The organism is Mycolicibacterium brisbanense (assembly GCF_001570425.1).
GTDB classification, from domain to species: Bacteria; Actinomycetota; Actinomycetes; order Mycobacteriales; family Mycobacteriaceae; genus Mycobacterium; species Mycobacterium brisbanense.
In genome coordinates this window covers 315,410-338,523 of sequence record NZ_BCSX01000021.1, presented here as the reverse complement: position 1 = coordinate 338,523, position 23,114 = coordinate 315,410, and the positions used below count along the sequence as shown (strand labels likewise).

Below are 23,114 nucleotides of genomic sequence, written 5' to 3'. Positions count from 1 at the left end.
TGTCCTTACTTGGAGTTTGGGGTCAGTCCTGCAGGAACCACACGGCGCCCTGGACAGTGGGTTCGAGGCGCCAGCCGGGTTCGACGAGAAACGTGGTGTTCTCGGTCGTGACGATTGCCGGGCCGGCGATGACACTGTCGGGGGTGAGGGCTTCCTCGCCATAGACTGGTGTCTCGATGGGGTCGTCGACGCCGATGAAGTAGGCCTTGCGGGTGCCCACCGGCACCGCGGCGGTGCGGGCCCGGCTGTCCTCGAGGGCTTCGAAGTTCACCACGTCGCCGTTGACGTAGGACGCGACCCGGACGGTGTTACACCGGATTCCGGCCTCCGGCGCAGCTGAGGATGCCCCGAACCGGTGGCTGTACACATCACCGAAGGTCTTGATGATCTCCAGCACATCGCCAACGCCATTGATGCGGTTGATATCCGAGAGTGCCACTGCCTGGGTGAGCAGCTGATTGCCGTAGCGCATGTCCAGCTCCAGTCGGAACTTGACGTCTTCGGCAGAGAAGCCCTGGCGGATCAGGTCTTCGCAGCCCTGGGCCTCCAACTCCGAGACCACGGAATTGAACTCGTCGTAGTCCTCGAACAGAGCCCTCGTGGTGGCGTTGTACATCGTCACGTGCACGCCCCGTTCGTGGAAGTGCAGCTGTTTCATGTTGCCGGCGCCGCACGCTGAGAACACCGACGAGAACGGCGGGGCCAGAACACGTTTGATCCCGGCATGGCGGGCGACACCGCAGGCGTGCAGCGGGCCGTTGCCGCCGTAGGCCAGCATGGTGAAGTCCTCCGGCAGGTAGCCGCGCACGCGCAGCTCCTTACCGATTCCGATGGCCATCTGCTCGTCGACGCCGTCCTTGATCACCCGGGCAACGTCGATCGGATCCATGTCGAGCTCGTCACTCAGCTCCTCTTCGATGGCGAACAGCGACCGTCTCGGGTTGAGCTTGATGTAGCCGTTGGCATAGTTGTCCGGATCGAGGTAGCCGAGCAGGAGGTCGGCGTCGGTGACCGTGGGTTTCAGCCCGCCGCGGTCGTAGCACGCAGGTCCTGGATTCGAACCGGCCGATTTCGGCCCGATCTTCACCGAGTTGTGGATGCGGTCATAGGTGGCGATGGAACCCCCGCCGGCGCCCAGGGTGTCGAGATGAACCATCGGAACCGACACCAGCCAGCGGTCGATCGTCGGAAGGAAGTCGTAGTGCTTCACCCCGCCCTCTGGCACCAGACCGATGTCGAACGATGTGCCGCCCATGTCGGTGGCTATGACGTGGCCGATCCCTGTTTCGTTCGAAAGATGCTCGGCGGCACCCACACCGGCGATGGGGCCGGAGTGGATGGTCTGCAACGCGTCCGTGGAGTTCATTTGCGCCATGCCGCCGGAGTTGTGGATCACCAGCATCGGCTTGTCGTACCCGAAGTCGCGTAGGTTGCTCGACAGCTGTGCCAGCGCGTGGAACATGATCTCGTGCAGGTAGCCGTCGATGATCGTCGACGTCGCGCGCACGTATTCGCCCTTGCGGCCTGACACCTGATGGCCGAGCAGCACCGGGATCGCGCCGAGTTCGTGCGGCGGAAACTCGTCGAGGATGATCTCCTGGATCGCGAGCTCGTGCTCAGGGTTTTCGGTGGCGTTGACCAGCGACACCACGATCGCTTCGGCGCCTGCGTCCACGAGTTCGCGGACCACGGTGCGGACGTCCTCGGGATCCAGGCGCGCCACGATCTTGCCTGCGGAGTTGATCCGCTCCTTGACCGAGCGGATCATCGCCCGAGGTACCAGCGGTTCGGGCCGTTCTGCGGCCGGAAGGTTCTGTTGCATACCGTAATCCAGACCCTCGCCGTAGCCCCGGCCGCGGGAGAGCGGGATGGTGTCCTCGAACCCGTGGGTGACGATGGCCGCCACCTTTGGCCCGTTGCGCTCGATGAGCGCGTTGGTGCCCAGCGTGGTGGCGTAGCGAACCGAGTCCACTTCCGAGAGCACGGTGGAGCGGTCGAGCCCGGCGCGCTTGCACGCCAGGTCCAGTGCATCGTTGAAGCCGACGGCCAGATTGTGGTGCGTGGTCAGCGCCTTGGCGTCGATGTAGATGTCGTCCCACACGAAGAAGCAGTCGGTGAAGGTGCCACCGATGTCGACCGAAATGCGTTTCATATCTGGTGTTCTCCTGTACAGGTCTGTCAAAGGATCAATGCAGGTGGCCGGCGGCCTTGAGCGCGGCGGTGTACTTCTGGGCGTCTTCGCCCGGCCCGTAGTTGAAGACGGCTTCGGCATCTTGGCCGCGGTCGGCCCACTGTTTGCGCAGAGCGGCGACGTCAATGAGCATGTCGACGGCCGGCGGGTGTCCCGGTGGCAGGTACTCACATTCGATCTGCGTGCCGCAGCCCGGGCAGTAGTACTCCAGGATCCGGCAGTACGTCGGGTCGGGGCTGAAGGTGTACTCGTAGCGTTCCGGGTCGATGATCGGCTGATGGATCTCGCGCGGATCGCGGTCGTAGACAAGAGTTCCCGCCTTGTACGTGTCGTGCGCTGAACCCATGTCCTGAGTGCACACCCGGCACACCCAGCGTTCGGTGTCGAGGTCGATGACGAGGTATTCGGTCATTGGGACTCGCATGGCAAGTCTCCTTTCTTGCGTTCTGGTGTCAGGACTTGTCGTTGAGGAGCAGGTCGCCTGCGGCAGTGCGGCGGAATGACCAGCCGGGCAGTACTCGAGCCGTGAAGAATGGGCCCTCGATGATCGCGGGCCCTTCGCCCGCGTCGCCGGGGCTCAGGTCGTCGAGCACGTAGACTGCGACATCGTCGACGCGGACGGGCGACGACCGAACCTGCCGGGTGCCCGCCGCCAGTGCTGAGGTCGGTGTCACCGCAGCATCAGCAGTGAGGTGTGGATGCGTCAGTGGCGCAGTGGCATTGAGCTGTAGTGAGACGACCGCGCCTGGGTAGTCCACTTCGTCGCCAGGCTCGTAGGGCAGTCGCGATACCGATCCGTCCTCGACGCTTTCGACCAGCAGCTGCCAGGATGTCTCGCAATCGGCCAGCGCGTAGCCCTCCTGGAACATGTCACGTTCGGCGCGGGCGAGCAGTGTGTCGTGGGTTTCGGTGGCGGCCGCGGTGGTGGGTTCGGCGACGATGACCTCGTAGGTCTTGCCGATGTCCGAGAACGAGATACCGAACGCCGAGAACACGGCCGCGGTGCGGGGTACGAGAACCTGTTTGACTCCTGCCAGCCGGGCTGCGCCGGTGGCACTCATCGGTCCGGCGCCGCCGAAGGCGAGCAGCGTGGTGTCTTCGGTGACGAGTGCTGCGAACGACTCCGACAGAGCCTGGAAGTACGCGTGCTCCATCCGGATCAGCGCTTCTTCCAACGGGATTCCGAGTGGCTGAGCGATCGTCTCGGTTATCACCGCGCGAGATCGGCTGGGGTCGAGGGTGAATGTGCCATCGAGGTAGGTGTCGGGGTCGAGGATGCCCAGCAGCAGGTTGACGTCGGTGATGGTGGCTCGTTTGCCGCCGAAGCCGAAGCAGGCCGGTCCGGGTGCGGCGCCCACCGACTGTGGGCCGACGGTGATCTGGCCGTCGACCACCTGGATCACCGACGATCCGCCGACGCCTGACGACGTCACGTCGCTCATCGGGTAGGAGATGGATACCCCCTCGATGCCACCCCGTTCGGCGACGGCGACCGCACCACCTTCGACCACGCCGACATCGGTGGTGGTGCCTCCGATGTCCATCATCAGGGCGTGCGGAAGGTTGTAGACCTGCGCCAGCGCTGCGGTACCTTCCAGTCCGCCGCGCGGACCTGACGAATAGGTCTTGAGCGCGATCGATTTCGCGACTCGGGAGGAGGCTCCGTCGTTGCGGTAGACCAGCAGGGGGTTGACCACCTTGTAGGCCTGCAGTCGCCGTTCGGCGCTGTAGAGAAACCGTTCCATCGTGGGGTGCAGGAACGCGTTGACCACGCACGACCACACCCGGCGGGCGTCGTTGCGGTCGCCGGCCAATTCCCAGCTGTAGATCAGCGGCACCGAACCGAGTAGGTGGCGGGGGAACTTGCGCAGCAGCACGTGCCGCAGCCGTCGTTCCTCCTCGGGCGTGGCGGCGGCGACTACGACACGCGCGGCGCCGAGGGTGGTGAGCCGGTTGATCTTCTGCACCGCGTCGAACTCGAGATCGGCCTCAGCGGCGACGGTCAGGAAGCGGTCGCCGACCAATCCGGTGAACAGTTTCTTCTCGGCGTCATCACGCTGCATGCCCGCATCGAGGCCGCCGATGGTGGTGAGAATGCCGATCATCGGGCCACGGCGTTCCACCAACGCGTTGGTGCCTTGTGTCGTGGAGTACCGGATGTGCTCGGTGGCGTGCAACAGCCTGGTGATGTCGGCCTCGCCGTACAGTGCGTTCGACGCTTTCTCGATGCCGGTGAACAGGCACTCTGAGAGGTCGTGGGGGGTCGTCAGCGTCTTGGTGAAGGTGAACGCGTTCCCGTCCCAGACGCAGATGTCGGTCAGCGTGCCGCCGTTGTCGATGTTGATGAGGGTGCCCATGGCGCTCCGTTCGTGGAAATTCGCATATCTGAATGCGTGGAGTGGGGTGGCATTTGTGCTGTGCGCCACACCGCTGCATAGAGCGTTGCCCATGTCTCAGCCGCGGCAGGTGTCCCAAAATCGGACACCGATCTCCTTGGCTGTGATGCGCGTCTCGTTCAGACTGGACATGACCTCAGGAGGTGAGCCATGCCCGACAGCTCCGCCCGGATGTTGCGGGTGGCGGCCGCCCGTGCGGATTTCCTCGAGTACGGCGGGAGCGGCGCCGCAGGGGTCTCAGACGTCGTCGTCGCGTCGTGGGAGCGCAGTCAGGCTGCGGGCGTGGATATTTCGCATCCGGACGCGCAGTTCACCGATGAGATCGACGCATCCTCGCTGCTCGTGCGGTGTGCGCGGCCGGTGTTGCAGCAGCTCCAAGTCGACACGGCGGATATGCCCCTGGTGATTGCGCTGACCGACAAGAAAGCGAGAGTCGTACAGCGCATCGACAGCTCATCGGCGGTCGCTCGGCTACTCGACCGGGTCCATCTGGCACCTGGATTCAGCTATGCCGAGTCGTCGATGGGAACCAACGGAATCGGCACGGTGTTCGAAGCAGGGCAGCCCATCAGCGTGGTGGGCCCGGAGCACTTCAGCGAGAATCTGCACTTGTTCGCGTGCACCGGTGCCCCGGTCATCGACCCGGTGACTGGCCGTGTCGAGGGCGTGCTGGACATCTCGACGCTGTCGTCCTCGTGGAGTCCACTGATGCACACCCTCGTCAAGAGTGCCGCGAAGGACATCGGGCGCAATTTTCTGCTTGACCGCGGCCAAGCACAGCGAGCGATCTTCGAGACCTATCTCAAGGTCGTCGCGCGCTCCGCGCGCCAGGCCGTGTTCGCGTTCGGAGACTCAGTATTCGTGGCCAGCGCCGTTGCGCAGCAGATGTTCGACGCTGAGGAACAGCGCATCATGCGTGAGCACGCGATGTTCCTGATGGCGGGCAAGGATCGGGTCAGCGACACGATCGCCCTGCCGGGGCACCGCCTGGTTCATGTTCGCGGAACCCGGATCCTGGCCGGCGCCGAGGTGGCCGGCATGGTGGTGATCGCAGATCTGGTGACATCGAGTCAGCCTGGCTCGCCGGATGACTTCAGTGAGCAGCAGTTGCCCCAGGTTGCGGTTGCGACGCCGCAGACATCGCAGATCGTCGGCGGCTTGTGGCGTTCGCGCGACTCTCTGGCGGGCGGCTCCACGCCGGCCTGGATGCGGGCATGCGGTGACCTGCGACAGGCGCTCGAACGAGGCCGGCCCGCGCTCGTCGTGGGTGAGCCGGGGTCAGGAAAATTCACCCTGGTGGCCGAGTTGTTCCACTCGGTGTACCCAGGGGGAAGAGCGATTTCGGTAGATGCCGGCCAGTTGGGAGTCGACGGTGCGCCTTCCGACCTCAGCTCGTTGCTCGGCGAGTCCTCCGAGCCGACGCTGCACATCATCCGCGACATCGATCAGGCGAGTACTGATGGCGTCGAACGGCTGGATGCGTACCTGACCGCGGTGGCCGCGGCGAACGGGCCGGTGTGGGTGGTGGCCACGGGTTCGGATTCTGCGGCGACAACCGACCTGCCGTTCCGCGAACTCCTGCACCACTTCGAGGCGTCCATAACGATCCCGCCGCTGCGGTGCCGGACCGACGATCTCCCAGCGCTCACCGCAGCGTTACTGCGGGGGGTCGCGCCTGACCGAAAGGTGAGACTCAGTCCTGCGGCGCAGCGTTTGATCGCGCGATACTCCTGGCCGCGCAACATTTCTCAGCTGCGCGAGGCGCTGGTCCACGCGCTTCGGCGCCGGCCGGTGGGCGAGATTCAAGAATCTGATCTGCCTGGGTACTGCCAGACCGCGTCGCGCCATGCGCTGACGCCGCTGGAAGCGGCCGAACGCGACGCGATTGTTGCAGCGTTGCGTGACAGTGGCGGCAATCGTGTTGCGGCCGCTGCTCATCTGGGCATGTCGCGGTCGAGCCTGTACCGGAAGGTCAAAACGTACGGCATTGTCGCCTGATTTGCCCAGCGGGCCAACCGATCACCTCCGAAGCCGCAATGTCAGCTCGTGCGCGAGTTCGAGGAGCAGCGCACCCATCTCCGCCCGTCGGTCCGCGCGGAACCGGGTTTCGACGCCGGTGAGGCTCAGCGCCCAGGCGGGGCGATTGTTTCGGTCGAAGACAGCCGCGCCCATTCCCCAGCTGCCTTCGACGAGAAGGCCGGGATTCACTGCGTAGCCGGTGGTGCGGGTGGCGGCGATCCGTTCGCGGATGGCGGCTTCGGAATGGCTTGGGGTCCAGCGTGGTTCGAGGTCTGATCGGGCGAAGTAGTCGTCGATGTCGCGGTCGGGCAGGTGACTGAGGATCGCCAACCCGGCGGAGGCGACTCCGAGCGGGAAACGAATGCCCTCGTGCAGCACGTGGGATCGCAACGGGAAGCTGCCCTCTCTGCTGAGTATGCATACGGTTTCGTCACCGCGGCGGGCCGACAGGAAGGCGCTCTCGCCGGTTTCCCGGGCCAGGCGTTCGATGACGTCGCGGGATTGGTCGGTGATGTCGTAGCGCTGGGCAGCGCCCGCCCCGAGGAGATAGAGCTCCGGGCCGAGTGACCACATTCCGGTGGCCGAGTCGCGATCGACCAATCCCTCCGCACTGAGTGCCGTGAGCAGACGGTGCGCGGTGGGCCGGGGCAACGCGGCGGTGCGGGCGATTTCCGTGGTCGACATCCCCGTCGACTCACCGCCGCCGATGGCGCGCAGCAGCGCCGCGGCACGCGCCAGCACCTGCGTTCCCTTGTCTTCCATGCGGGCGATTGTATGCGTTCATAGAGTGGACGCACGCCGGTCTTGCGGTCATCATCCGAGCAATGTCGGCGAACTTGCCAAGAATACTTGTGCCTTGGACCTGCGAAGAAGCAGTATCGGCACCACAACGGATCGCGTCTGTCCAGTGGTCGGAAAGGAAGGGCATCGATGCCATCGAAGGTCTACGGCAGCGCCGCGGAGGCGGTCGCCGACATCGCGACGGGGGCGACCCTCGCGGTCGGCGGTTTCGGTTTGTGCGGTATCCCGGATGCGCTCATCGCGGCCATCGCCGACTCATCGACCACTGATCTCGAAGTGTTCTCCAACAATTGCGGCGTCGACGACCACGGGCTGGGAGTCCTGTTGTCGCTGGGCCGGATCCGTCGGGTAACGGCCTCCTACGTCGGGGAGAACAAGGAGTTCGCGCGGCAGTATCTGGCCGGCGAACTGGAAGTCGAATTGACGCCGCAGGGCACGCTGGCTGAGCGACTGCGGGCCGGCGGTACCGGGATTCCCGCGTTCTTCACCCCCGCAGGCGTCGGCACCCCTGTTGCCGACGGCGGTATGCCATGGCGGTACGCGGCCGACGGTTCGGTGGCCATCGCGTCGCCTCCCAAGGAGACCCGGGTGTTCGGCGACAAGCGATACGTGCTCGAGGAGGCCATCAACGCCGACTTCGCCCTCGTGCATGCCCGGCTCGGCGACACCGACGGAAACCTTGTGTTCGAGAAGACCGCGATGAACTTCAATCCGCTCGCTGCGATGGCCGGGCGCGTCACCATCGCCCAGGTCGAGGAGCTCGTCGAGCCCGGCGCGATCGATCCGGGCCAGGTGCATCTCCCGGGTGTCTTCGTCCAACGCGTCGTACACACCGGACCGCAGAACAAGCGCATCGAGAAGCGCACTGTCCGTACCGCTGAAGGAGCCTGAGGATGACTGCGACGCTCGCATCCGGCTGGACCCGTAATCAGATCGCCGCACGCGCGGCCGCCGAGATGGTCGACGGGCAGTACGTCAACCTCGGCATCGGGTTGCCTACTCTGATCCCCAGTTATCTCGGGCCGGGAGTGCGGGTAATCCTGCACTCGGAGAACGGAATTCTCGGCACAGGCGGATACCCGGACGAGGACAGCGTCGACGCCGACCTCATCAACGCGGGCAAGGAAACAGTCACCGTCAACGCCGGTGCCGCGTTCTTCGATTCTGCGACCTCGTTCGGGATGATCCGCGGTGGCCACATCGACACTGCCGTGCTCGGCGCCATGCAGGTGTCTCGCAACGGTGATCTGGCGAATTGGATGGTGCCGGGCAAGATGGTGAAAGGTATGGGCGGCGCAATGGATTTGGTCCATGGCGCGGCGCGGGTCATCGTCGTCATGGAACACACCGACCGCAGCGGCGCACCCAAGATCCTCGACGCGTGCACGTTGCCGTTGACCGGACAGGGCGTCGTCGACCGCATCATCACCAATCTCGGTGTAATCGATGTCCCCGCAGACGGAAGCCTCATCCTGCGCGAACTGGCTCCCGCCGTCACCCTCGCCGATGTGATCGCCGCGACCGGCGCCGAGCTGGAGGTGCAGCTGTGATGACTGCTGACACCACTACCGTTCTGGTCGCCGGAGCCCGCACCCCGATCGGAAAGTTCATGGGGGCGTTGGCCACCCGCTCCGCCGCGGAGCTCGGCGGCATCGCCATCGCGGCGGCGCTTGCCAAGGCGGGCATCTCCGGGTCGCAGGTGCAGTACGTGATCATGGGTCAGGTACTGACCGCGGGCGCGGGTCAGATCCCGGCCCGGCAGGCGGCGGTCGCCGGCGGCATTCCGATGACGGTGCCTGCCCTGACGATCAACAAGGTGTGCCTGTCCGGTTTGGACGCCATCGCCCTGGCCGATCAGCTCATCCGGGCCGGGGCGTTCGATGTCATCGTCGCCGGTGGTCAGGAGTCCATGTCGCAGGCGCCGCACCTACTCGAAAACTCCCGTGCCGGAGTCAGATACGGCGACGTGACGCTGCGAGATCACGTTGCCGTCGACGGATTGCGCGACGTGTTCACCGATCAGGCGATGGGCGCTCTCACCGACAGCGTCAACGCCTTGTCGCGTTCCGAGCAGGACGAATTCGCTGCGGTGTCGCAGCAGCGCGCCGCAGCGGCCTGGAAGAACGGCATCTTCGACGACGAAGTCGTGCCCGTTGCCATCCCGCAGCGCAAGGGTGATCCGGTTCAGGTCACCCAGGACGAAGGTGTCCGCGCCGACACCACCGCCGACTCGCTGGCCCGCTTGCGGCCGGCGTTCATCCCCGACGGAACCGTCACCGCGGGAAATGCTTCGACCATGAACGACGGTGCGGCGGCCGTGGTCGTGATGAGCAAGGCCAAGGCCATCGAGCTCGGTCTGAGCTGGATCGCCGAGATCGGCGCGCACGGCACGGTCGCCGGGCCCGATTCGACGTTGCAACTGCAACCGGCGAACGCCATCGCCGCGGCGTGCGAGATCGACGGAATCGACCCGGCCACACTCGATGTCGTAGAGATCAACGAAGCGTTTGCCGCAGTGGGTATCGAATCGACCTGCGCGCTGGGCCTCGACCCGGAGAAGGTCAACGTCAACGGCGGCGCCATCTCGATCGGCCACCCGCTGGGCATGTCCGGCGCACGCATCGTCCTGCACCTGGCGTTGGAACTGCAGCGCCGCGGCGGAGGGACCGGGGTGGCAGCGCTCTGCGGCGGTGGGGGACAAGGATCGGCGCTCATACTTCGGAGCTGAAAGCCGTCGGTAGGGGCTTAGACGAAGCCGATGACGGCCGGGCCTGGGCACGGCGATGGCGCCGTACCCGGGCCCGGCCGCACGCATCGTCATCCCCAATGTTCGGCGGCGCGCACCTGCAGCAGATCGCGGAATTGTTTGGTGGTGTTCGGGAGCAGCTCACCGGTGCCCCAGTCGACCACGACGCCGTAGCGGCGCACCAGATCGAAGGTGTCTAGTTCTCGGTCCCGGAATCGGGCGGCGACCTCCGCAGGGTCGACGTCGAGCCACTGTTTGCGAGCTGCCCGGATCTCGGCGCGGAGCGCTTCCGTTGCGCTGCGGTCGATCTCGTACTCGTCGATCTCCGGGTCGATCGGCGTGATCACCACACCGTAGTCGCGGGCGCCGCCGGCAATGGTCACATAGCCGTCGATCACGTCCTCCAGAACAGCCTCCGGAGCGCGGTCGAGGGGATCGCCGAGTCCTCCACCGCCTGCCGACGGCCGCTCGAAGGTGTCGCCGGCCTGCACCGCAACGCTGGAGAACACGGATCCCAGAAAGGCTTCTTCGGCCGTTCCACGGTTGAGCCAGACGCCGTGAGGAATGGAGGGGAGCCCGCCGTTGATACCCCAGGTGACCGACCGGGATCGGTCGCAGCAATAGGACATCACGGTGTTCTCGCAATCGGTGAGGGTGCCGCCTTTGGTCACACCGCAGCCGCCGCGGTACTTACCCGGTCCGCCGGAATCGGGGATGATCGCGTGCTTGGTCGTCAGCACCGGAGTCAGGCGTTCTTGCCCCTCGCACGGCTGAACGGCCAGTCCCACACCGAACACCGGTGCCGTCGCGGTCGATCCGTCCTTGGTACTGCGCCCTCCCCAACCTCCGGCCATCCAGTCGTACCACATGAAGAACGGACGTTCGTCGCCTCGAGCGTCGCGGCCGCCGACCAGAAGGTATTCAAGGTTGAACGAGCATGCGATGGCTCGCTCGGGCATGATCGCCGACCACAGTTCGAATATGGCGTTCATGATCTTTTCGTAAGGGCCAGAACAGAATCCGGTCACCGCGATCGGCCAGCCGGCATTGACCACGGTGCCTTCGGGTCCGATATCGGTATTGATGGCGGCGTAGAGACCGGAGTTCAGCGGAACGTCGGGAAAGAAGGTCTTCGTGCCCGCGACGATTCCGGAGAAGGCCGTGCCGTACCCGCAATTGAGGAAACTCGCCACCGCGGGGGCGCTACCGGAGAGGTCATAACTGAGCTGATCACCCTCGATGGTCATCTTCACCCGAATCGGTACCATCCCTTCGGGTTTCGAAGGATCCGAGTCGAGGTAGTCCTCGGTCACCCACTCGCCGTCGGGGAGTTCTGCGACGCGTTGGCGGATGATGCGCTCCACATAGTCCTGTACCTCGGCCATGGCTTCGACGACGGTGTCCCGGCCGTATTTGGCGACCAGTCGGTGAATCTCGCGCTCACACACGCCGGTCGCTTCCGCCTGGGCGTGCAGATCGCCCAAGCTGATGTCCGGAGCCCGCGTGTTGGCCACCAGTAGTTTGGCGACATCTGCGAGAAAACGGCCCTCGTGCCAAACGCGAACGGGCGTAATGCGCAGCCCCTCGGCGAAATGCTCAGTGGCGGTGACGTCGAAAGATCCGGGGACGCTGCCGCCGATATCGGCCCAGTGTCCCTTGTTCTGGGCGAATCCGATCAGCTGGCCGTCGGCGAAGATCGGCCGGATGAAGCTGACGTCATTGAGGTGAGTGCCACCTCGGTAGGGATCGTTCACGCAGAAGACGTCACCGCGGTTGATATCGTCGCCGAACTCTTCGAGCACGGCTTTGCATTGGAAATGCAGCGTTCCGACGTGCACTGCGATGTCTTGGCTGCCCTGCATGACGGTGTTGCCCTGGGCGTCACACAACGCCGAGGAGAAGTCGCGGCTGTAGATGACGAACGAGTAGCAGGTACGCAAGATCTGCTCACTCATCAGGTCGACCGAGGTCACGAATGCGTTCTTGAGCACCTCGAACGTAACCGGATCGAGGCGGCGGGTGGTGTTGGCGGCGTTCACTGCTGCTCCTGATGGATGTGGATTCGAATGTTGGCCCACTCGTCGACGACGGCGGTGGTCGCCGGCGGTATGACGGTGGTCGAGTCGAGCTGGTCGATGATGGCGGGCCCGTCGACCGCGTTTCCGGCGATCAGCTCGTCGCGGTCGAAGACCGGCGTCGGCATTCGCCCGCCGACCTCGTCGAAGTAGACCTGACGAATTGCCAGCGGCGACGGTGCGGGTGCGTCCGACGTGTTCTGCTGGGGGAAGCGGGGTTTCGGGGTTTCACCGATGGCGCGAACGCCGATTTGGTAGATCTCGACGGCCACGTCGTCGCGGCGGAACGAGTAGTCGCGTTCGTGCTCTTCGTGAAAGAGTTCGACCGCACGGTCCAGGAACCCTTCGCGGTTGTCTGCCGTGACGCTCAGCGACCGCCATTGTCCCGCGTAGCGCATGCTGATCGAGCGGTCGATACGCATGCGACTCTCATCGACCCCCTCGTGCCGTAGCCGGGCGAGGCCTTCCTTTTCCAGCTGTGCGAATTCGGCTTCGAGCTCTGCCGGGTTGACGTCGGAAGCGATGCGCTGGAACATCGCCGACAGGTCGTGCCGGATGTCGACGAGCAAGCACCCTTGGGCCGAGGTGATTCCAGGATGGGCCGGCACCACGACCGTGGGGATCGACAGCTCCTTGGCGAGGGCGGCACCGTGGAGTGCGCCGGCGCCGCCACACACCACCAGGACGAAGTCCCTGGGGTCGTACCCGCGGCGGATGGACAACAGTCGCACTGCGTCGGCCATGTTGGCATTGGCGACCTGGATGACATTCGATGCGGCGGTATCGACATCAAGGTCGAGGCGCTCAGCGATGCCGCTGCGCACGGCTTCGCGCGCCGCGTCGGCGTCGAGCGTCAGTTCGCCGCCGATCAGTGACTCACCCAGCCGACCGAGTACCAGGTTGGCGTCGGTGTTGGTCGGTTCGGTGCCGCCGCGCCGGTAGCAGGCCGGGCCGGGTGCGGCCCCGGCGGATTGCGGTCCATTCCGCAGGGAGCCGGCCTCGTCGATCCACGCGAGTGAGCCGCCGCCTGCGCCGATGGTGAGTACCTCGATGCTGGGGAAGCAGATCGGGAAGCCGTACTCGACCTGCCAGCGTTTGGTGGTGCGGATCTCGCCGTCGTAGACCAGTGAGATGTCCGTACTGGTCCCGCCCATGTCGAGGCCGATCGCATTCGGGTATCCACAGCGGGAAGCAATGTCGGCCACCGCGATGGCGCCCGCGGCAATACCCGAGGCGGCCAACCGCACCGGATAGCGGTCGACCATGGCCGGCGTCATCGATCCGCCGCCGGAGTGCAACAACAGCAGGTCGCCGTCGTAGCCGTCGGCGCGCAGGGATCCTTCCAGTCGGTTCACGTAACCACTCACCAGCGGGGCGAGCACCGCGTTGGCCACTGTTGTTGACGCGCGGTCATATTCGAATATTTCCGGCAGGATCTCACTTGACGTCGACACGGTGACTCCGGGGATCTCGTCGATGAGAATGTCGCGCATCCGCCGTTCGTGGGTGTCGTTGACGTAGGAGTTCATGAAGCACACCGCCACGGTCAGCACACCTTTACGCCGCAGGATGCGTGCGACGTCGCGCGCCTTGTCTTCGTCGAGGGGTGTGACGATCGATCCGACGTAGTCGATCCGCTCCGGTACCTCGTACCGGTTTCGCCGCTTGATGTACGGGGCGCCGACGTCGACGTAGGAATCCCAGAGTTCGTCTTTCGTGCCATCGCGGATCTCCAGGATGTCGCGGAACCCCTCGCTGCACACCATCGCGGCGGCTGGAAAACGGCGCGTGATCAACGCGTTGGTGGCCACCGTCGTGCCGTGCGAGAACAGGGCCACCGCCGAAAGATCGACACCGGTCGATCGCACACCGGCGACGACCGCTTCCATGGGGTCGTGTGGGGTAGATGGCACCTTGGCGACGCGCGTGCTCTGGTCACGCTCGTCGAAGATGCACACGTCGGTAAACGTCCCACCCACGTCGACAGCAACACGAAGGGTCTTCGTGGCTGTGTTCTGCTTCATTGGTAAGCCTCCTCTGGTGAAGTGTGCTCAAGTATTGAGCTGCACTAATCCGCAGCCAATTGGAGAAAGTGACTGTCGACTACACTCAGATTGGAGTTTTTGACCGTCCGGGGTGAGGCCGCCGCAACTGTGGAGAATGACGATTTCCGCCTGGTCGATCTGCTGTTGGATCAGTCCCTCGGCCTCGTCCTGGTGAGCGACTGCAATCCGCACGTACCACTGTCGGGCGCGCACGCGATCGAGATCGCCCATCCGTCCGAATGGCTGCAGCCTGGAACAGTGATGCTGACGACGGGTTCGCTGTACGGCCATGAGGCCAAGAGCGGTAAGGCAGCGCAAGCGCTCCGCGGCCTGGTGCGCGAGCTGGTCTCGGCCGGCGTCGCCGCTCTCGGGTACGGACTCGGGGTTGTCACCGATGACGTGCCTCGAGCGTTGGTGGACGAGGCGAACCGTCATCACTTCCCGGTATTCACCGTGCCCCGTGAAGTGGCCTTCATGACGGTGATCGATCGTGTTGCGGAACAAACTCATTCAGTCGAGTCGCACTCCTTGCGGCGGGCGTTGCAGATGCAGGATCAGCTACTCGACGCGCTGGGCGCCGCTGATCCCGAGCAGGAGTTGATATCCCGCCTGGCCGCGATATTGCGTTGCAGCGTACTGCTGTACAACGAGTTGGGTGACGTCGTCGCATCCTCCGGCAAGGCACCGGCACATCTGATGCGGTCCCAACTGCGTGGCCGCAGCGGCCATCTACGGTTCAGCGTCGGCAAGTGGTCGGTTACCGCCGACCCGATTGAGCCTGGAGGAGAACCACATTGGCTGGTGATCGCCTCGACCCGGCACGAGGTTCCCGACGCTCTGGCCCGATCGATCCTCCAGGTCTCCGTCCGGCTGCTCAACGCGATCGAGCGGTCGCGGTATCGGGCGGCGGTGGAGAACAGGGCCCGCCAGGCGGCGTTTGTGCGCGAGCTGGTTGCCGGTGAGATCATCGATCAATTCAGCGCCGAAGGACATTTGGAGTCGCTTCGGTTCGGGCACCGGCCCCAGTTGCGGGTGTTCGCAATGTCTCCCTCGGACGGTTACGACGCCGGACGCTGGGTGACGCGCGCCGCGACCGCGCTCGACGCACTGGAGGCCGACGCGCTCGATCTCGCGCGATTGATGCGCCTGCCGGTGATGTTCGCACAGCACACCGATCAGCTGATCGGTGTGCTCGCGGCGGATGTGCCCGCCGTCAACGGCTGGATCGCCAACCAACCGGAAGGTACCGTCTGCGGTTTCTCCGAGCCGTTCCAAGATGTGCGCACCGGTCCCGAACGTCTCAGAAACGCACAGCGCGCACTGCGGGCTGCGCAAACCCGAAACCTTCGCCACACCAAGTTCGAAGACGTTGGCATCGCGGACTGGCTCTTGACCGGACAACACCGGGAGACCACCACAGCCAAGGCCACCGAACAGCTCGCCGTCCTCGGGCGGCACGATGGGTACCTGGACTTCATCCGCACGTTCTTCAGCCATGACCTCGATGTCGTGGCAACAGCGAAGGCACTCAACGTACATCCGAATACCGTGCGGCACAGAGTGAAACGCGTCGAGTCGATGTTCGGCGAGTCGTTGCGCTCGCCCGCGCTGATCACCGCCATCCACCTGAGCCTCGAGGTACTCGCGCTCGAGGGCGACCTTTCCGCGATCGGCGATACGAGAGCTCGGTGAGGCGGCCCCTTCCCGTCGGAGTGTCCTGTCTCCTGGCCCCAGCCGTAGAATGAGGCGAGGCGACTGGCGCAGGTGGGGGACCACCGGGAAGCTGAATTCAGGACGCATCGACCGCCTGGGTGCTCCTCAACTTCTGAGGAGTCTTCATGCGCGCGACTGTTATCGACGGCACTGCCGTCGCGAAGCGAATTCTGGACGAGACGCGTCAACGTGCCGCGAAGTTCGAACGATCACATGGTCGTAAACCGTGCTTGGCGACCGTGCTCGTGGGTGATGATCCTGCCTCACATACCTATGTGCGTATGAAGGGCAACCGCTGTCGAACCACCGGCTTGGATTCCCGGCACCACCAGCTTCCGCAGACTGCCGGCACGTGCCAGGTAGTCGAGCTCGTCACCGAGCTGGCCCACGACGACGCCGTTGACGGCATCCTGGTACAGCACCCCATGCCGGCACAGATAGACGAGCGCGAGGTCTTCGAAGCGATCACCCCGGACAAGGACGTCGACGGGGTTACTCTCGCCTCATTCTCCGCTATGGCATTGGGTGGCAGAGGGTTTCAGTCCTGTACACCAGGAGGCATCATGCGTCTACTGGATGCCTACGATGTCGATCCCGCTGGTCAGCATGCCGTTGTCATCGGCCGCAGCCCCATCTTGGGCAAGCCGGTCGGGATGCTGCTGTTGGGCCGCGACGCCACGGTGACGTACTGCCACTCCAAAACCACCAACCTGTCGGCCGTTGTCGCCGCCGCCGACATCGTGGTTGCCGCAGTTGGTCGGCCCGAGCTGATCAAAGGCGACTGGATCAAGCCCGGTGCCGTTGTCATCGACGCGGGCTATAACCCCGGCAATGTCGGCGACGTGGAATACCGCGCCGCCGCTGAGCGTGCCTGCCTCATCACCCCGGTTCCTGGCGGCGTCGGACCCACCACCATCGCCGTATTGCTGGCCCAAACGGTCGACGCGGCCGAACGGGTCACCCCAAGCTGACGGCCGCCCATCGGGGGACAGGGAGATTTAGTTACGCGACACCACCGTGGCGCGCCACGAAAAAGCAGCGGTCGCATGACACGCTGCCCTCATGGTTGAGGTGTTGGTAACCGAGCCTGGCGAACTCAGCACAGCCCAGCTTGGTGCAGCCGAAGCGTTGGTGCGCACCGCATTCGGATCTCAGTTCCGATCCCACGACTGGCTGCATGCCGTCGACGGAGTGCACATCGTGCTTCACGACGATGAAGCGTTGATCGGATTCGCTTCCGTCGTGCCCAGAACTTTGCGTTACCACGGCATTGCTTTCGACACCGGCTACATCGAAGCGGTCGCGGTTCGCTCCGACCAACAGGGTCGTGGTCTGGGCCGCGTCGTCATGGACCATGCAGAACGGGTCATCAGTGCGCGCCATGAGCTCGGTGCCCTCAATGCGGTCGAGACTGCGGCAGCTTTCTATGCCGCTCGCGGCTGGCGACTTTGGACTGGACACACCCAGGCTGATGGCCCAACGGGCATCATTGACACCTACGACACCGCTGACCGGATCTATCTTTTCGATCCCGACAACCCGAGCAAACCACTTGTCCCGGACGCCGCTCTGATCTGCGACTGGCGACCGGGTGATCTCTGGTAGACCCGTCAGAACGTGCGAGCCTCTCAATGACGATGTCAAGCGTCGACACCATCATTTGGCCCAGCTCGGGCGTGAACTCGGGGATGGTCACCTCGCGGAGACATAGCCGCCTGAATCGATGCATTCCGACCGATGGCGATGGGCAACCGGGCCCGGCTGCCAAACTCGGTTGCTGACCGTGAAGGCGGCGCATACGGTCGCCCTATGCCTGCGGATGTGCCGACCATTCTGGCGACCAGCGGTGGTATCACCTCGGGTCGCCGTACCCGATTCGCCTTCACCGCGCTGACAGAGTTCGCAGTAGATCTCTCGGGCGTGACGGGCCGATCACCTCGAATCTGCTTGTTGGCCACCGCGATGGGCGATGACAAGGCGGTTCTGCACTATCTCACCGAGGCCGCACAGGCTAGCGGTTTTACCCCGTCGCACCTGTCTCTGTTTCCGATGCCGAGCGTCGATGACATCACCGCGCATCTGCTGGCTCAGGACGTGGTGTGGGTGTTCGGCGGCAGTGTCGCCGGCTTGTTGGCGATGTGGCGATTGCACGGTGTCGACACCGCGCTGCAGGCTGCCTGGCAGGCCGGCGTGGTGCTCACCGGCATCTCAGCCGGATCGATCTGTTGGCACGTTGGTGGAACGACAGACTCGTTCGGTCCACAACTGCAACCGGTAACCAACGGTCTGGGCTTCGTGCCTTACGCCAACGGCGTACATTACGACTCCGAGGATCAGCGCCGGTCGCTGTTGCACAGGCTTGTCGGCGAAGAGGTGTTGCCCGCTGCGTATGCCACCGACGATGGTGCCGGTGTGCTGTACCGCGGGACCGAGTTTGCGGAAGCGGTATCCGAGCATGACGGCGCCGCAGCATATTTCATTGACGCCAGGGATGGCGTAGTCGTCGAGACGCGGCTCGACACCAGGAAGCTGTAGTCGTCGTTAGGGTCGAGCGCGGCGGGTTCAGCAGGCCAGAGAGCACACGGACAGATCCGCCATGTTCCTGAGACAACGTTGTTCGGCTTCGAGTAGCGCGCTACTCATGTCCTGTCGAGCTCCCGGGATCATGATGGGACGATGCCGACTGCGACGACAGAACCCCACCCGGCGACTTCGGATGAACGCTCGCAAGTTGTCACGACGCTGTGCAGAGCCTTCTTCGATGACCCGGTGTACCGCTGGTTGGTGCCCGACGACGCGCAACGTCGGTCGAGCACAGCGGCCTTCTACGCACGGTTCGTCGCGGCGTGCTGGCCGCATGGTGGTGTGTACGCGGCCGATCAGGGCTTAGGAGCTGCGCTGTGGCTTCCGCCGGGTCGGCAAGTGGTCACCGCTGAGGAGGCCCAGACGTTCAACGAAGCCCTTCTCGCCACGGCGGGCGGCGACGCTGCTCGGGCACGAATGACGCAACTGTTCCAGATGATCGACGAACACCACCCGGCAGATGTCTGCTGGTACCTGGCATTCATGGGCGTCGAGCCCGCCGCCCAACGGCGGGGCATCGGCTCGCGACTACTAGCGGCGGTGCTCGCGAAGGCGGACCGTGAAAAGCTGCCGGCCTATCTCGAGGCGTCCTCTCCAGAGAACCGGCGGCTGTACGAGCGCCATGGCTTTCAGACTGTGGGCGAGTTGACGATTGCCGGTTCGCCGACCATCTTCCCGATGTGGCGGCTACCGGCTTGACGTCAGATCGGTTGCTTGACTGCGTCTTCCGCGATGATCTCGAGTAGGACCTGGTGGGCGCGGCGGTCGAACGCGTTCAGCCAACGACGTTGGATGCGGTAAGTCAACAGAGTCAGCCGGCTGCGGTTCTTGAGCCGCACGCGGTACACGACCCGTGTTCCTCCTTCGGCCGTCGGGACGAAGTCAAAGGTATTGATCTCGTCATGAAGGCCAAGGTACGGGCCCAACGGCGGCGCGGTCACTTCGTGGGTGACGCTGGTGAAGGGTCGCCAATCAACGAATTCCCATCGGGCCGTTCCTGGACCGTGGCTACAATGCATGGCCGCGCCGGCTCCTATACGCCCCTTGGTATTTCGCGTCGGTACGTCCGGCTTCTTGCTGAAGTAGCGGCACTTCCATCGCTGACGTTGCACCGGGTTGAGGTAATAGTGCCACGCCTCAACCGGAGGGATCGGGACCTCGACACTGGCTGTGAAGTCGGCATCCTCGGGTCGCACATAGCGTCGGTGACTGTCTTGCATGGCGGCGAGGGCCGGCTTGAGGTCATGAACTCCGATCGTCGTGGTGCCGAACGATTCGTAATGTTCTTCCAGGAGAGGCATTTTCGTCGGCAATCCCAGCCGCTGAACGCACGCGGAAGTGAGCGCAGCGTATGCCTTCAAACCCGTGCGCTCGGCGACGGTGTTCTTGAGCAGGCGATGCACCAGTATGACGTCGGCGCCGGCAACGTCGACACCGCTCTCCGTCCGATCGACCACAAACGTCCCGAAATGACAGATGAACTTCAAATCCAGCGTTCCGATCGCCGCGCACGCGGCGCAGGAACACGTTGTATTGCGTGACATGTTCAGCAAGCGATTCGAAAATTCGTAGTAGCACACTTCGATCAGCTCGACGAGACGTTCCCCGTCCCCGAAAGTCGAGTCGTCGGCGTAACAGAACACCGCATCGCCTTCCGCCTGCACAAACCGCATCGGAGGAGCAAGTTGATCGCGCACGAGCGTGATCAACTCGCGGATGATCGACTGCGCGTGTTCCAGCTCGGTGCTGGTCAGGAAGTTTGTGTATCCCGAGATGTCGGCCAGCAACAGGTGCCCGGTGCGCGTCTGGTAATCGACTTGCACGTTCGCCTCCATCACCCGACCTCGGCGCTGCGTTCGCCATGCATTTTAGTCTCTGCATGACCGATTCGGAGAGCGTGATGTCAGCAGAACTCCGATCAATCGTCGGTGGCGATAATCACCGTAAGGGTGCTGCGCGCACGGTCGATCGCGATGAACTCGTGAAAACCTCGCTGCCCGACGACCCATCCGAACTCATGCGCGTTGCCCTCCCTCGGCACGGTGAGCCGATAGAGCTCATCGGCACTGACCAGCAGCGGCGCGACCCACGCCCCGAGAATCTCCCGCGACAGCAGCAGTGACTCACTCACCCACGGATTGAGGTCCGTCGCCGGCCAGTCGACCAGGATCTCCCAAGCGGTCGCCACGGTGCACCGTTGAAATCCTTCGACAGCAATGGTTTCCAACCGGTATGGACCGTGAACGTCACATGGGCCGGTCCACGGACTCATGCAGTCGTCGCGCCAGCGAGGATGCTCCAGCACCGCCGCGATCAATTGGGTAGCCGCCGGTTGACCGTCAAAGGCAAACTCGAGCAGCATGCACCAGTCGTACATCCCAGGTGCCAAATGCACGAGGGTGTCATCGGTCAGGCGCAGCAGCACGGGTTCATGCTATTGCCAACAGCTCGGTGCGGGATCGCTGACTCTGGTAGGTGACCGCTCAGGTGTTCCGAGGTCGGTGCATCGAGGCGGTGCCCGAGCGTCTGGGAGTGCCGATGTCATCGGGACGCACGATTGGTGTTTGTTGGCGAAATGTCGTGCGATAGGTCTGGGGCGGTACTCCGACGATTCTCTTGAACTGATCGCGAAAGTTCGCGGTAGACGTGAAACCGACTTGGCCGCTGATGGTTTCGATGCTCTCGGAGGTGCGCTCCAGTAGCTGTTGGGCGTGCCGTATTCGCACGCCGATGACCCATTGCATTGGCGTCTGCCGGATCTCGGCCTGGAACCGGCGATTGAGCGTTCGGATGGTCGTCGACGCCTGGGCGGCAATGTTGCGAAGCGTGAGCGGCTCATGGGCGTGGATTTCGATCCAATTGATCAGCTCACCGAGTTCGGTGTTGAGTGGTCGCTGATTGCGGACGATGAATTGCGCTTGCCCGCCGCTGCGGTGCAGCGGCGCGACGGCCATCCTCGCCGACTGGGCGGCGACGGCGGCACCGCAATCGCGGCCCACGATGTGTAGGCACAAGTCCAAACCCGCCGAGGCGCCAGCCGACGTCAGGATTTGGCCTTCATCGACGTAGAGCACATCGGGGTCGAGGTCGACGTCGGGATAGGCCTTTTGGAAACTGGACGCTCCGAGCCAGTGCGTGGTTGCCCGCTTGCCGTCGAGCAGCCCCGTCGCAGCGAGAACGAAGGCGCCGGTGCATATGGACGCCAGGCGAACACCGTTGTCGTAGGCCAGTTTCAGGGCTGCGATCAGCTCTTGGGGCACCTTTGCGAGAGGATCATGACAACCCGGAACGACGATGGTATCTACATACCTCAACAGGTCGAGTCCACGGTCGGTGGCAATGCGCATCGGTCCGGCATTCACTTCGGGTGCAGTACCGCACACCTGCACGTCATAGCCGGCGCTGCCGTCGGGCAGCTCGACACGGCTGAACACGTCGATCGGTGTCGCGATGTCAGAGGCGACGCTGTTGGGTAGTGCAACGACGGCAATCCGATGCATGGTTGGCAACATAACAGCGTTATATGTCTATCTAGCCAGTGGCCGCGGCAGTCGGCATCGACCAACATCGCCAGGTGTGTACGCACAAATCGTTCTCTTCGACAAGTTCGACCCACTCGATGTCATCGCACCCTTCGAAGTGCTCGTGGCGGGCGCGCGGGCCCTCGGCGGCGGCTTCACGGTGGAATTGGTGTCTGCCGAGGGGCCCCGTCAAGTAGTCAGTGGCACAGAGGGTTTGAGCCTGGCGGCCACCGGCACGTTGGATCCGACCAGGCCGGGTTACGTGGTGGTTCCGGGCGCGAGCGGACCGATCGACGGTGATCCGGACGACGGTGTCGAGACCATTCCGGTCTTGCTGGCGCGGGCAGCCCAAACAGCGCTTACCCCGTTGCTGGAAAGAGCCTTCGGAGATCCGGGGATCACGGTGGCAACGGTCTGCGGCGGCTCGATAGTCGTGGCGATGGGCGGGCTGATCGACAACCGCTACGCCACAACCCATTACTTGGGAATGGACGTACTCGACGCGGCCGGTGTCAATGCGGTGAGTGCCCGGGTGGTGGACGACGGCGATCTGATCAGTGCCGGTGGAGTCACCTCTGGCCTCGATCTGGGCCTCTATCTGTTGGAACGTTCCTTTGGGCCGCGGATCGCGCACGCCGTGGAGAAACTCTTCGAGTACGAACGGCGCGGCACCGTGTGGAGGCGCTCAGGAATCGAGCCGGGGGAGCTGTGAGATGACCATTGTCGGAGACTGGGACGTCACCATCAAAACGCCGATCGGCTCGTTGGCCGTGGAATATGCGTTCCGCGACACCGCCGACGGCGTCACCGGCACGGCCACCCTGAAGGGTGACAGTGTTGAACTGCAGGATGTTTCGCAGAATGGCAACCGCGTGACATGGCGGCAGAAAGTGACCAAGCCGATGCGGCTGAACCTCGAGTTCGACGTGACGATTGGCGGGGACGAGATGACCGGACACTCACGCGCCGGCCGGTTGCCTCGATCCAGAGTGACCGGTACGCGTCGCCACTGAAGCGTCGCCAC

At 64.1% G+C, this 23,114-nt stretch carries 20 protein-coding genes and 1 riboswitch; of the genes, 11 read left to right on the top strand and 9 right to left on the bottom strand.

The window, feature by feature from the left end:
• Nucleotides 1-22: 22 nt before the first annotated feature.
• The 3 genes from RMCB_RS11410 to RMCB_RS11400 are packed head-to-tail and all read right to left on the bottom strand — an operon-like array spanning nucleotide 23 to nucleotide 4,548.
• Nucleotides 23-2,152, bottom strand: a complete 2,130-nt coding sequence (locus RMCB_RS11410; RefSeq protein ID WP_062828850.1) for a hydantoinase/oxoprolinase family protein — start codon at nucleotides 2,150-2,152, stop codon at nucleotides 23-25.
• 34 nt (nucleotides 2,153-2,186) lie between these two features.
• Complete coding sequence (locus tag RMCB_RS11405) at nucleotides 2,187-2,615, bottom strand: acetone carboxylase subunit gamma (protein ID WP_062828849.1); 429 nt, start codon at nucleotides 2,613-2,615, stop codon at nucleotides 2,187-2,189.
• 28 nt (nucleotides 2,616-2,643) lie between these two features.
• Nucleotides 2,644-4,548, bottom strand: coding sequence for a hydantoinase/oxoprolinase family protein (locus RMCB_RS11400; RefSeq protein ID WP_062828848.1), 1,905 nt, complete (start codon nucleotides 4,546-4,548; stop codon nucleotides 2,644-2,646).
• Between the two features lie 189 nt (nucleotides 4,549-4,737).
• Here RMCB_RS11400 and RMCB_RS11395 point away from each other — a divergent pair, with 189 nt between their 5' ends.
• Entirely contained in the window at nucleotides 4,738-6,585 is a 1,848-nt protein-coding gene (locus RMCB_RS11395; protein WP_062828847.1) for a sigma-54-dependent Fis family transcriptional regulator, read from the top strand.
• Nucleotides 6,586-6,606: 21 nt separating this feature from the next.
• On the opposite strand, the gene RMCB_RS11390 is transcribed toward RMCB_RS11395, so the two are convergent.
• Entirely contained in the window at nucleotides 6,607-7,368 is a 762-nt protein-coding gene (locus tag RMCB_RS11390; RefSeq protein WP_062828846.1) for an IclR family transcriptional regulator, read from the bottom strand.
• Nucleotides 7,369-7,536: 168 nt separating this feature from the next.
• On the opposite strand from RMCB_RS11390, the gene RMCB_RS11385 reads away from it, so the two are divergent.
• The 3 genes from RMCB_RS11385 to RMCB_RS11375 are packed head-to-tail and all read left to right on the top strand — an operon-like array spanning nucleotide 7,537 to nucleotide 10,135.
• On the top strand, nucleotides 7,537-8,298 hold the full coding sequence (locus tag RMCB_RS11385) for a CoA transferase subunit A (RefSeq protein WP_062828845.1): 762 nt from the start codon (nucleotides 7,537-7,539) through the stop codon (nucleotides 8,296-8,298).
• Between the two features lie 2 nt (nucleotides 8,299-8,300).
• Nucleotides 8,301-8,957 (top strand): 3-oxoacid CoA-transferase subunit B, encoded by a 657-nt coding sequence (locus tag RMCB_RS11380; RefSeq protein ID WP_062828844.1) that lies wholly within the window; start codon nucleotides 8,301-8,303, stop codon nucleotides 8,955-8,957.
• Entirely contained in the window at nucleotides 8,957-10,135 is a 1,179-nt protein-coding gene (locus RMCB_RS11375) for an acetyl-CoA C-acetyltransferase (protein ID WP_062828843.1), read from the top strand. Before RMCB_RS11380 ends, RMCB_RS11375 begins: the two co-directional genes overlap by 1 nt.
• Nucleotides 10,136-10,224: 89 nt before the next feature.
• Here the strand turns inward: RMCB_RS11375 and RMCB_RS11370 are convergent, their stop codons facing one another.
• Both RMCB_RS11370 and RMCB_RS11365 read right to left on the bottom strand, forming a co-directional pair.
• Nucleotides 10,225-12,192: a hydantoinase B/oxoprolinase family protein gene (locus RMCB_RS11370; protein ID WP_029370241.1), complete on the bottom strand. Its 1,968-nt coding sequence runs from the start codon at nucleotides 12,190-12,192 to the stop codon at nucleotides 10,225-10,227.
• A complete protein-coding gene (locus tag RMCB_RS11365; protein WP_062828842.1) occupies nucleotides 12,189-14,252 on the bottom strand; it encodes a hydantoinase/oxoprolinase family protein in 2,064 nt (687 codons plus the stop codon). Before RMCB_RS11365 ends, RMCB_RS11370 begins: the two co-directional genes overlap by 4 nt.
• 129 nt (nucleotides 14,253-14,381) lie before the next feature.
• Between RMCB_RS11365 and RMCB_RS11360 the strand changes: the two genes are divergently transcribed.
• From RMCB_RS11360 to RMCB_RS11340, 5 genes are all read left to right on the top strand, one after another.
• Nucleotides 14,382-15,965, top strand: coding sequence for a PucR family transcriptional regulator (locus RMCB_RS11360; protein ID WP_062828841.1), 1,584 nt, complete (start codon nucleotides 14,382-14,384; stop codon nucleotides 15,963-15,965).
• A 49-nt stretch (nucleotides 15,966-16,014) separates the two neighbouring features.
• A riboswitch (ZMP/ZTP riboswitch) is annotated at nucleotides 16,015-16,093 on the top strand.
• 18 nt (nucleotides 16,094-16,111) lie between these two features.
• Nucleotides 16,112-16,957 (top strand): bifunctional 5,10-methylenetetrahydrofolate dehydrogenase/5,10-methenyltetrahydrofolate cyclohydrolase, encoded by an 846-nt coding sequence (locus RMCB_RS11355; protein ID WP_062828840.1) that lies wholly within the window; start codon nucleotides 16,112-16,114, stop codon nucleotides 16,955-16,957.
• Between the two features lie 91 nt (nucleotides 16,958-17,048).
• Nucleotides 17,049-17,591 carry a GNAT family N-acetyltransferase gene (locus tag RMCB_RS11350; RefSeq protein WP_062828839.1) on the top strand — a complete coding sequence of 181 codons (543 nt, stop codon included), beginning with the start codon at nucleotides 17,049-17,051 and terminating at the stop codon, nucleotides 17,589-17,591.
• Nucleotides 17,592-17,795: 204 nt separating this feature from the next.
• Complete coding sequence (locus RMCB_RS11345; RefSeq protein WP_062828933.1) at nucleotides 17,796-18,521, top strand: Type 1 glutamine amidotransferase-like domain-containing protein; 726 nt, start codon at nucleotides 17,796-17,798, stop codon at nucleotides 18,519-18,521.
• 249 nt (nucleotides 18,522-18,770) lie between these two features.
• A complete protein-coding gene (locus RMCB_RS11340; RefSeq protein ID WP_165606276.1) occupies nucleotides 18,771-19,268 on the top strand; it encodes a GNAT family N-acetyltransferase in 498 nt (165 codons plus the stop codon).
• A gap of 2 nt (nucleotides 19,269-19,270) precedes the next feature.
• On the opposite strand, the gene RMCB_RS11335 is transcribed toward RMCB_RS11340, so the two are convergent.
• The 3 genes from RMCB_RS11335 to RMCB_RS11325 all read right to left on the bottom strand — a co-directional run bounded on the left by RMCB_RS11335 (nucleotide 19,271) and on the right by RMCB_RS11325 (nucleotide 22,069).
• The gene (locus RMCB_RS11335) at nucleotides 19,271-20,404 is read right to left on the bottom strand and encodes a DUF2652 domain-containing protein (RefSeq protein ID WP_062828837.1); all 1,134 of its coding nucleotides are present in this window, start codon (nucleotides 20,402-20,404) and stop codon (nucleotides 19,271-19,273) included.
• 83 nt (nucleotides 20,405-20,487) lie between these two features.
• Nucleotides 20,488-20,994 (bottom strand): hypothetical protein, encoded by a 507-nt coding sequence (locus RMCB_RS11330; RefSeq protein ID WP_062828836.1) that lies wholly within the window; start codon nucleotides 20,992-20,994, stop codon nucleotides 20,488-20,490.
• 58 nt (nucleotides 20,995-21,052) lie between these two features.
• Nucleotides 21,053-22,069, bottom strand: a complete 1,017-nt coding sequence (locus RMCB_RS11325) for a GlxA family transcriptional regulator (protein WP_084388435.1) — start codon at nucleotides 22,067-22,069, stop codon at nucleotides 21,053-21,055.
• Nucleotides 22,070-22,145: 76 nt separating this feature from the next.
• On the opposite strand from RMCB_RS11325, the gene RMCB_RS11320 reads away from it, so the two are divergent.
• Complete coding sequence (locus RMCB_RS11320) at nucleotides 22,146-22,802, top strand: DJ-1/PfpI family protein (RefSeq protein WP_062828835.1); 657 nt, start codon at nucleotides 22,146-22,148, stop codon at nucleotides 22,800-22,802.
• A gap of 1 nt (nucleotide 22,803) precedes the next feature.
• Entirely contained in the window at nucleotides 22,804-23,103 is a 300-nt protein-coding gene (locus RMCB_RS11315) for a hypothetical protein (RefSeq protein ID WP_062828834.1), read from the top strand.
• The last annotated feature ends 11 nt before the right edge of the window (nucleotides 23,104-23,114 follow it).

Bases quoted from the DNA above. Each gene is read 5' to 3' on its own strand.
- RMCB_RS11390 (WP_062828846.1), bottom strand. From the start codon at position 7,368: ATGGAAGACAAGGGAACGCAGGTGCTGGCGCGTGCCGCGGCGCTGCTG.
- RMCB_RS11325 (WP_084388435.1), bottom strand. From the start codon at position 22,069: ATGCATCGGATTGCCGTCGTTGCACTACCCAACAGCGTCGCCTCTGAC.
- RMCB_RS11355 (WP_062828840.1), top strand. From the start codon at position 16,112: ATGCGCGCGACTGTTATCGACGGCACTGCCGTCGCGAAGCGAATTCTG.
- RMCB_RS11375 (WP_062828843.1), top strand. From the start codon at position 8,957: ATGACTGCTGACACCACTACCGTTCTGGTCGCCGGAGCCCGCACCCCG.
- RMCB_RS11315 (WP_062828834.1), top strand. From the start codon at position 22,804: ATGACCATTGTCGGAGACTGGGACGTCACCATCAAAACGCCGATCGGC.
- RMCB_RS11345 (WP_062828933.1), top strand. From the start codon at position 17,796: ATGCCTGCGGATGTGCCGACCATTCTGGCGACCAGCGGTGGTATCACC.
- RMCB_RS11350 (WP_062828839.1), top strand. From the start codon at position 17,049: ATGGTTGAGGTGTTGGTAACCGAGCCTGGCGAACTCAGCACAGCCCAG.
- RMCB_RS11400 (WP_062828848.1), bottom strand. From the start codon at position 4,548: ATGGGCACCCTCATCAACATCGACAACGGCGGCACGCTGACCGACATC.
- RMCB_RS11365 (WP_062828842.1), bottom strand. From the start codon at position 14,252: ATGAAGCAGAACACAGCCACGAAGACCCTTCGTGTTGCTGTCGACGTG.
- RMCB_RS11405 (WP_062828849.1), bottom strand. From the start codon at position 2,615: ATGCGAGTCCCAATGACCGAATACCTCGTCATCGACCTCGACACCGAA.
- RMCB_RS11410 (WP_062828850.1), bottom strand. From the start codon at position 2,152: ATGAAACGCATTTCGGTCGACATCGGTGGCACCTTCACCGACTGCTTC.
- RMCB_RS11335 (WP_062828837.1), bottom strand. From the start codon at position 20,404: ATGGAGGCGAACGTGCAAGTCGATTACCAGACGCGCACCGGGCACCTG.
- RMCB_RS11395 (WP_062828847.1), top strand. From the start codon at position 4,738: ATGCCCGACAGCTCCGCCCGGATGTTGCGGGTGGCGGCCGCCCGTGCG.
- RMCB_RS11385 (WP_062828845.1), top strand. From the start codon at position 7,537: ATGCCATCGAAGGTCTACGGCAGCGCCGCGGAGGCGGTCGCCGACATC.
- RMCB_RS11380 (WP_062828844.1), top strand. From the start codon at position 8,301: ATGACTGCGACGCTCGCATCCGGCTGGACCCGTAATCAGATCGCCGCA.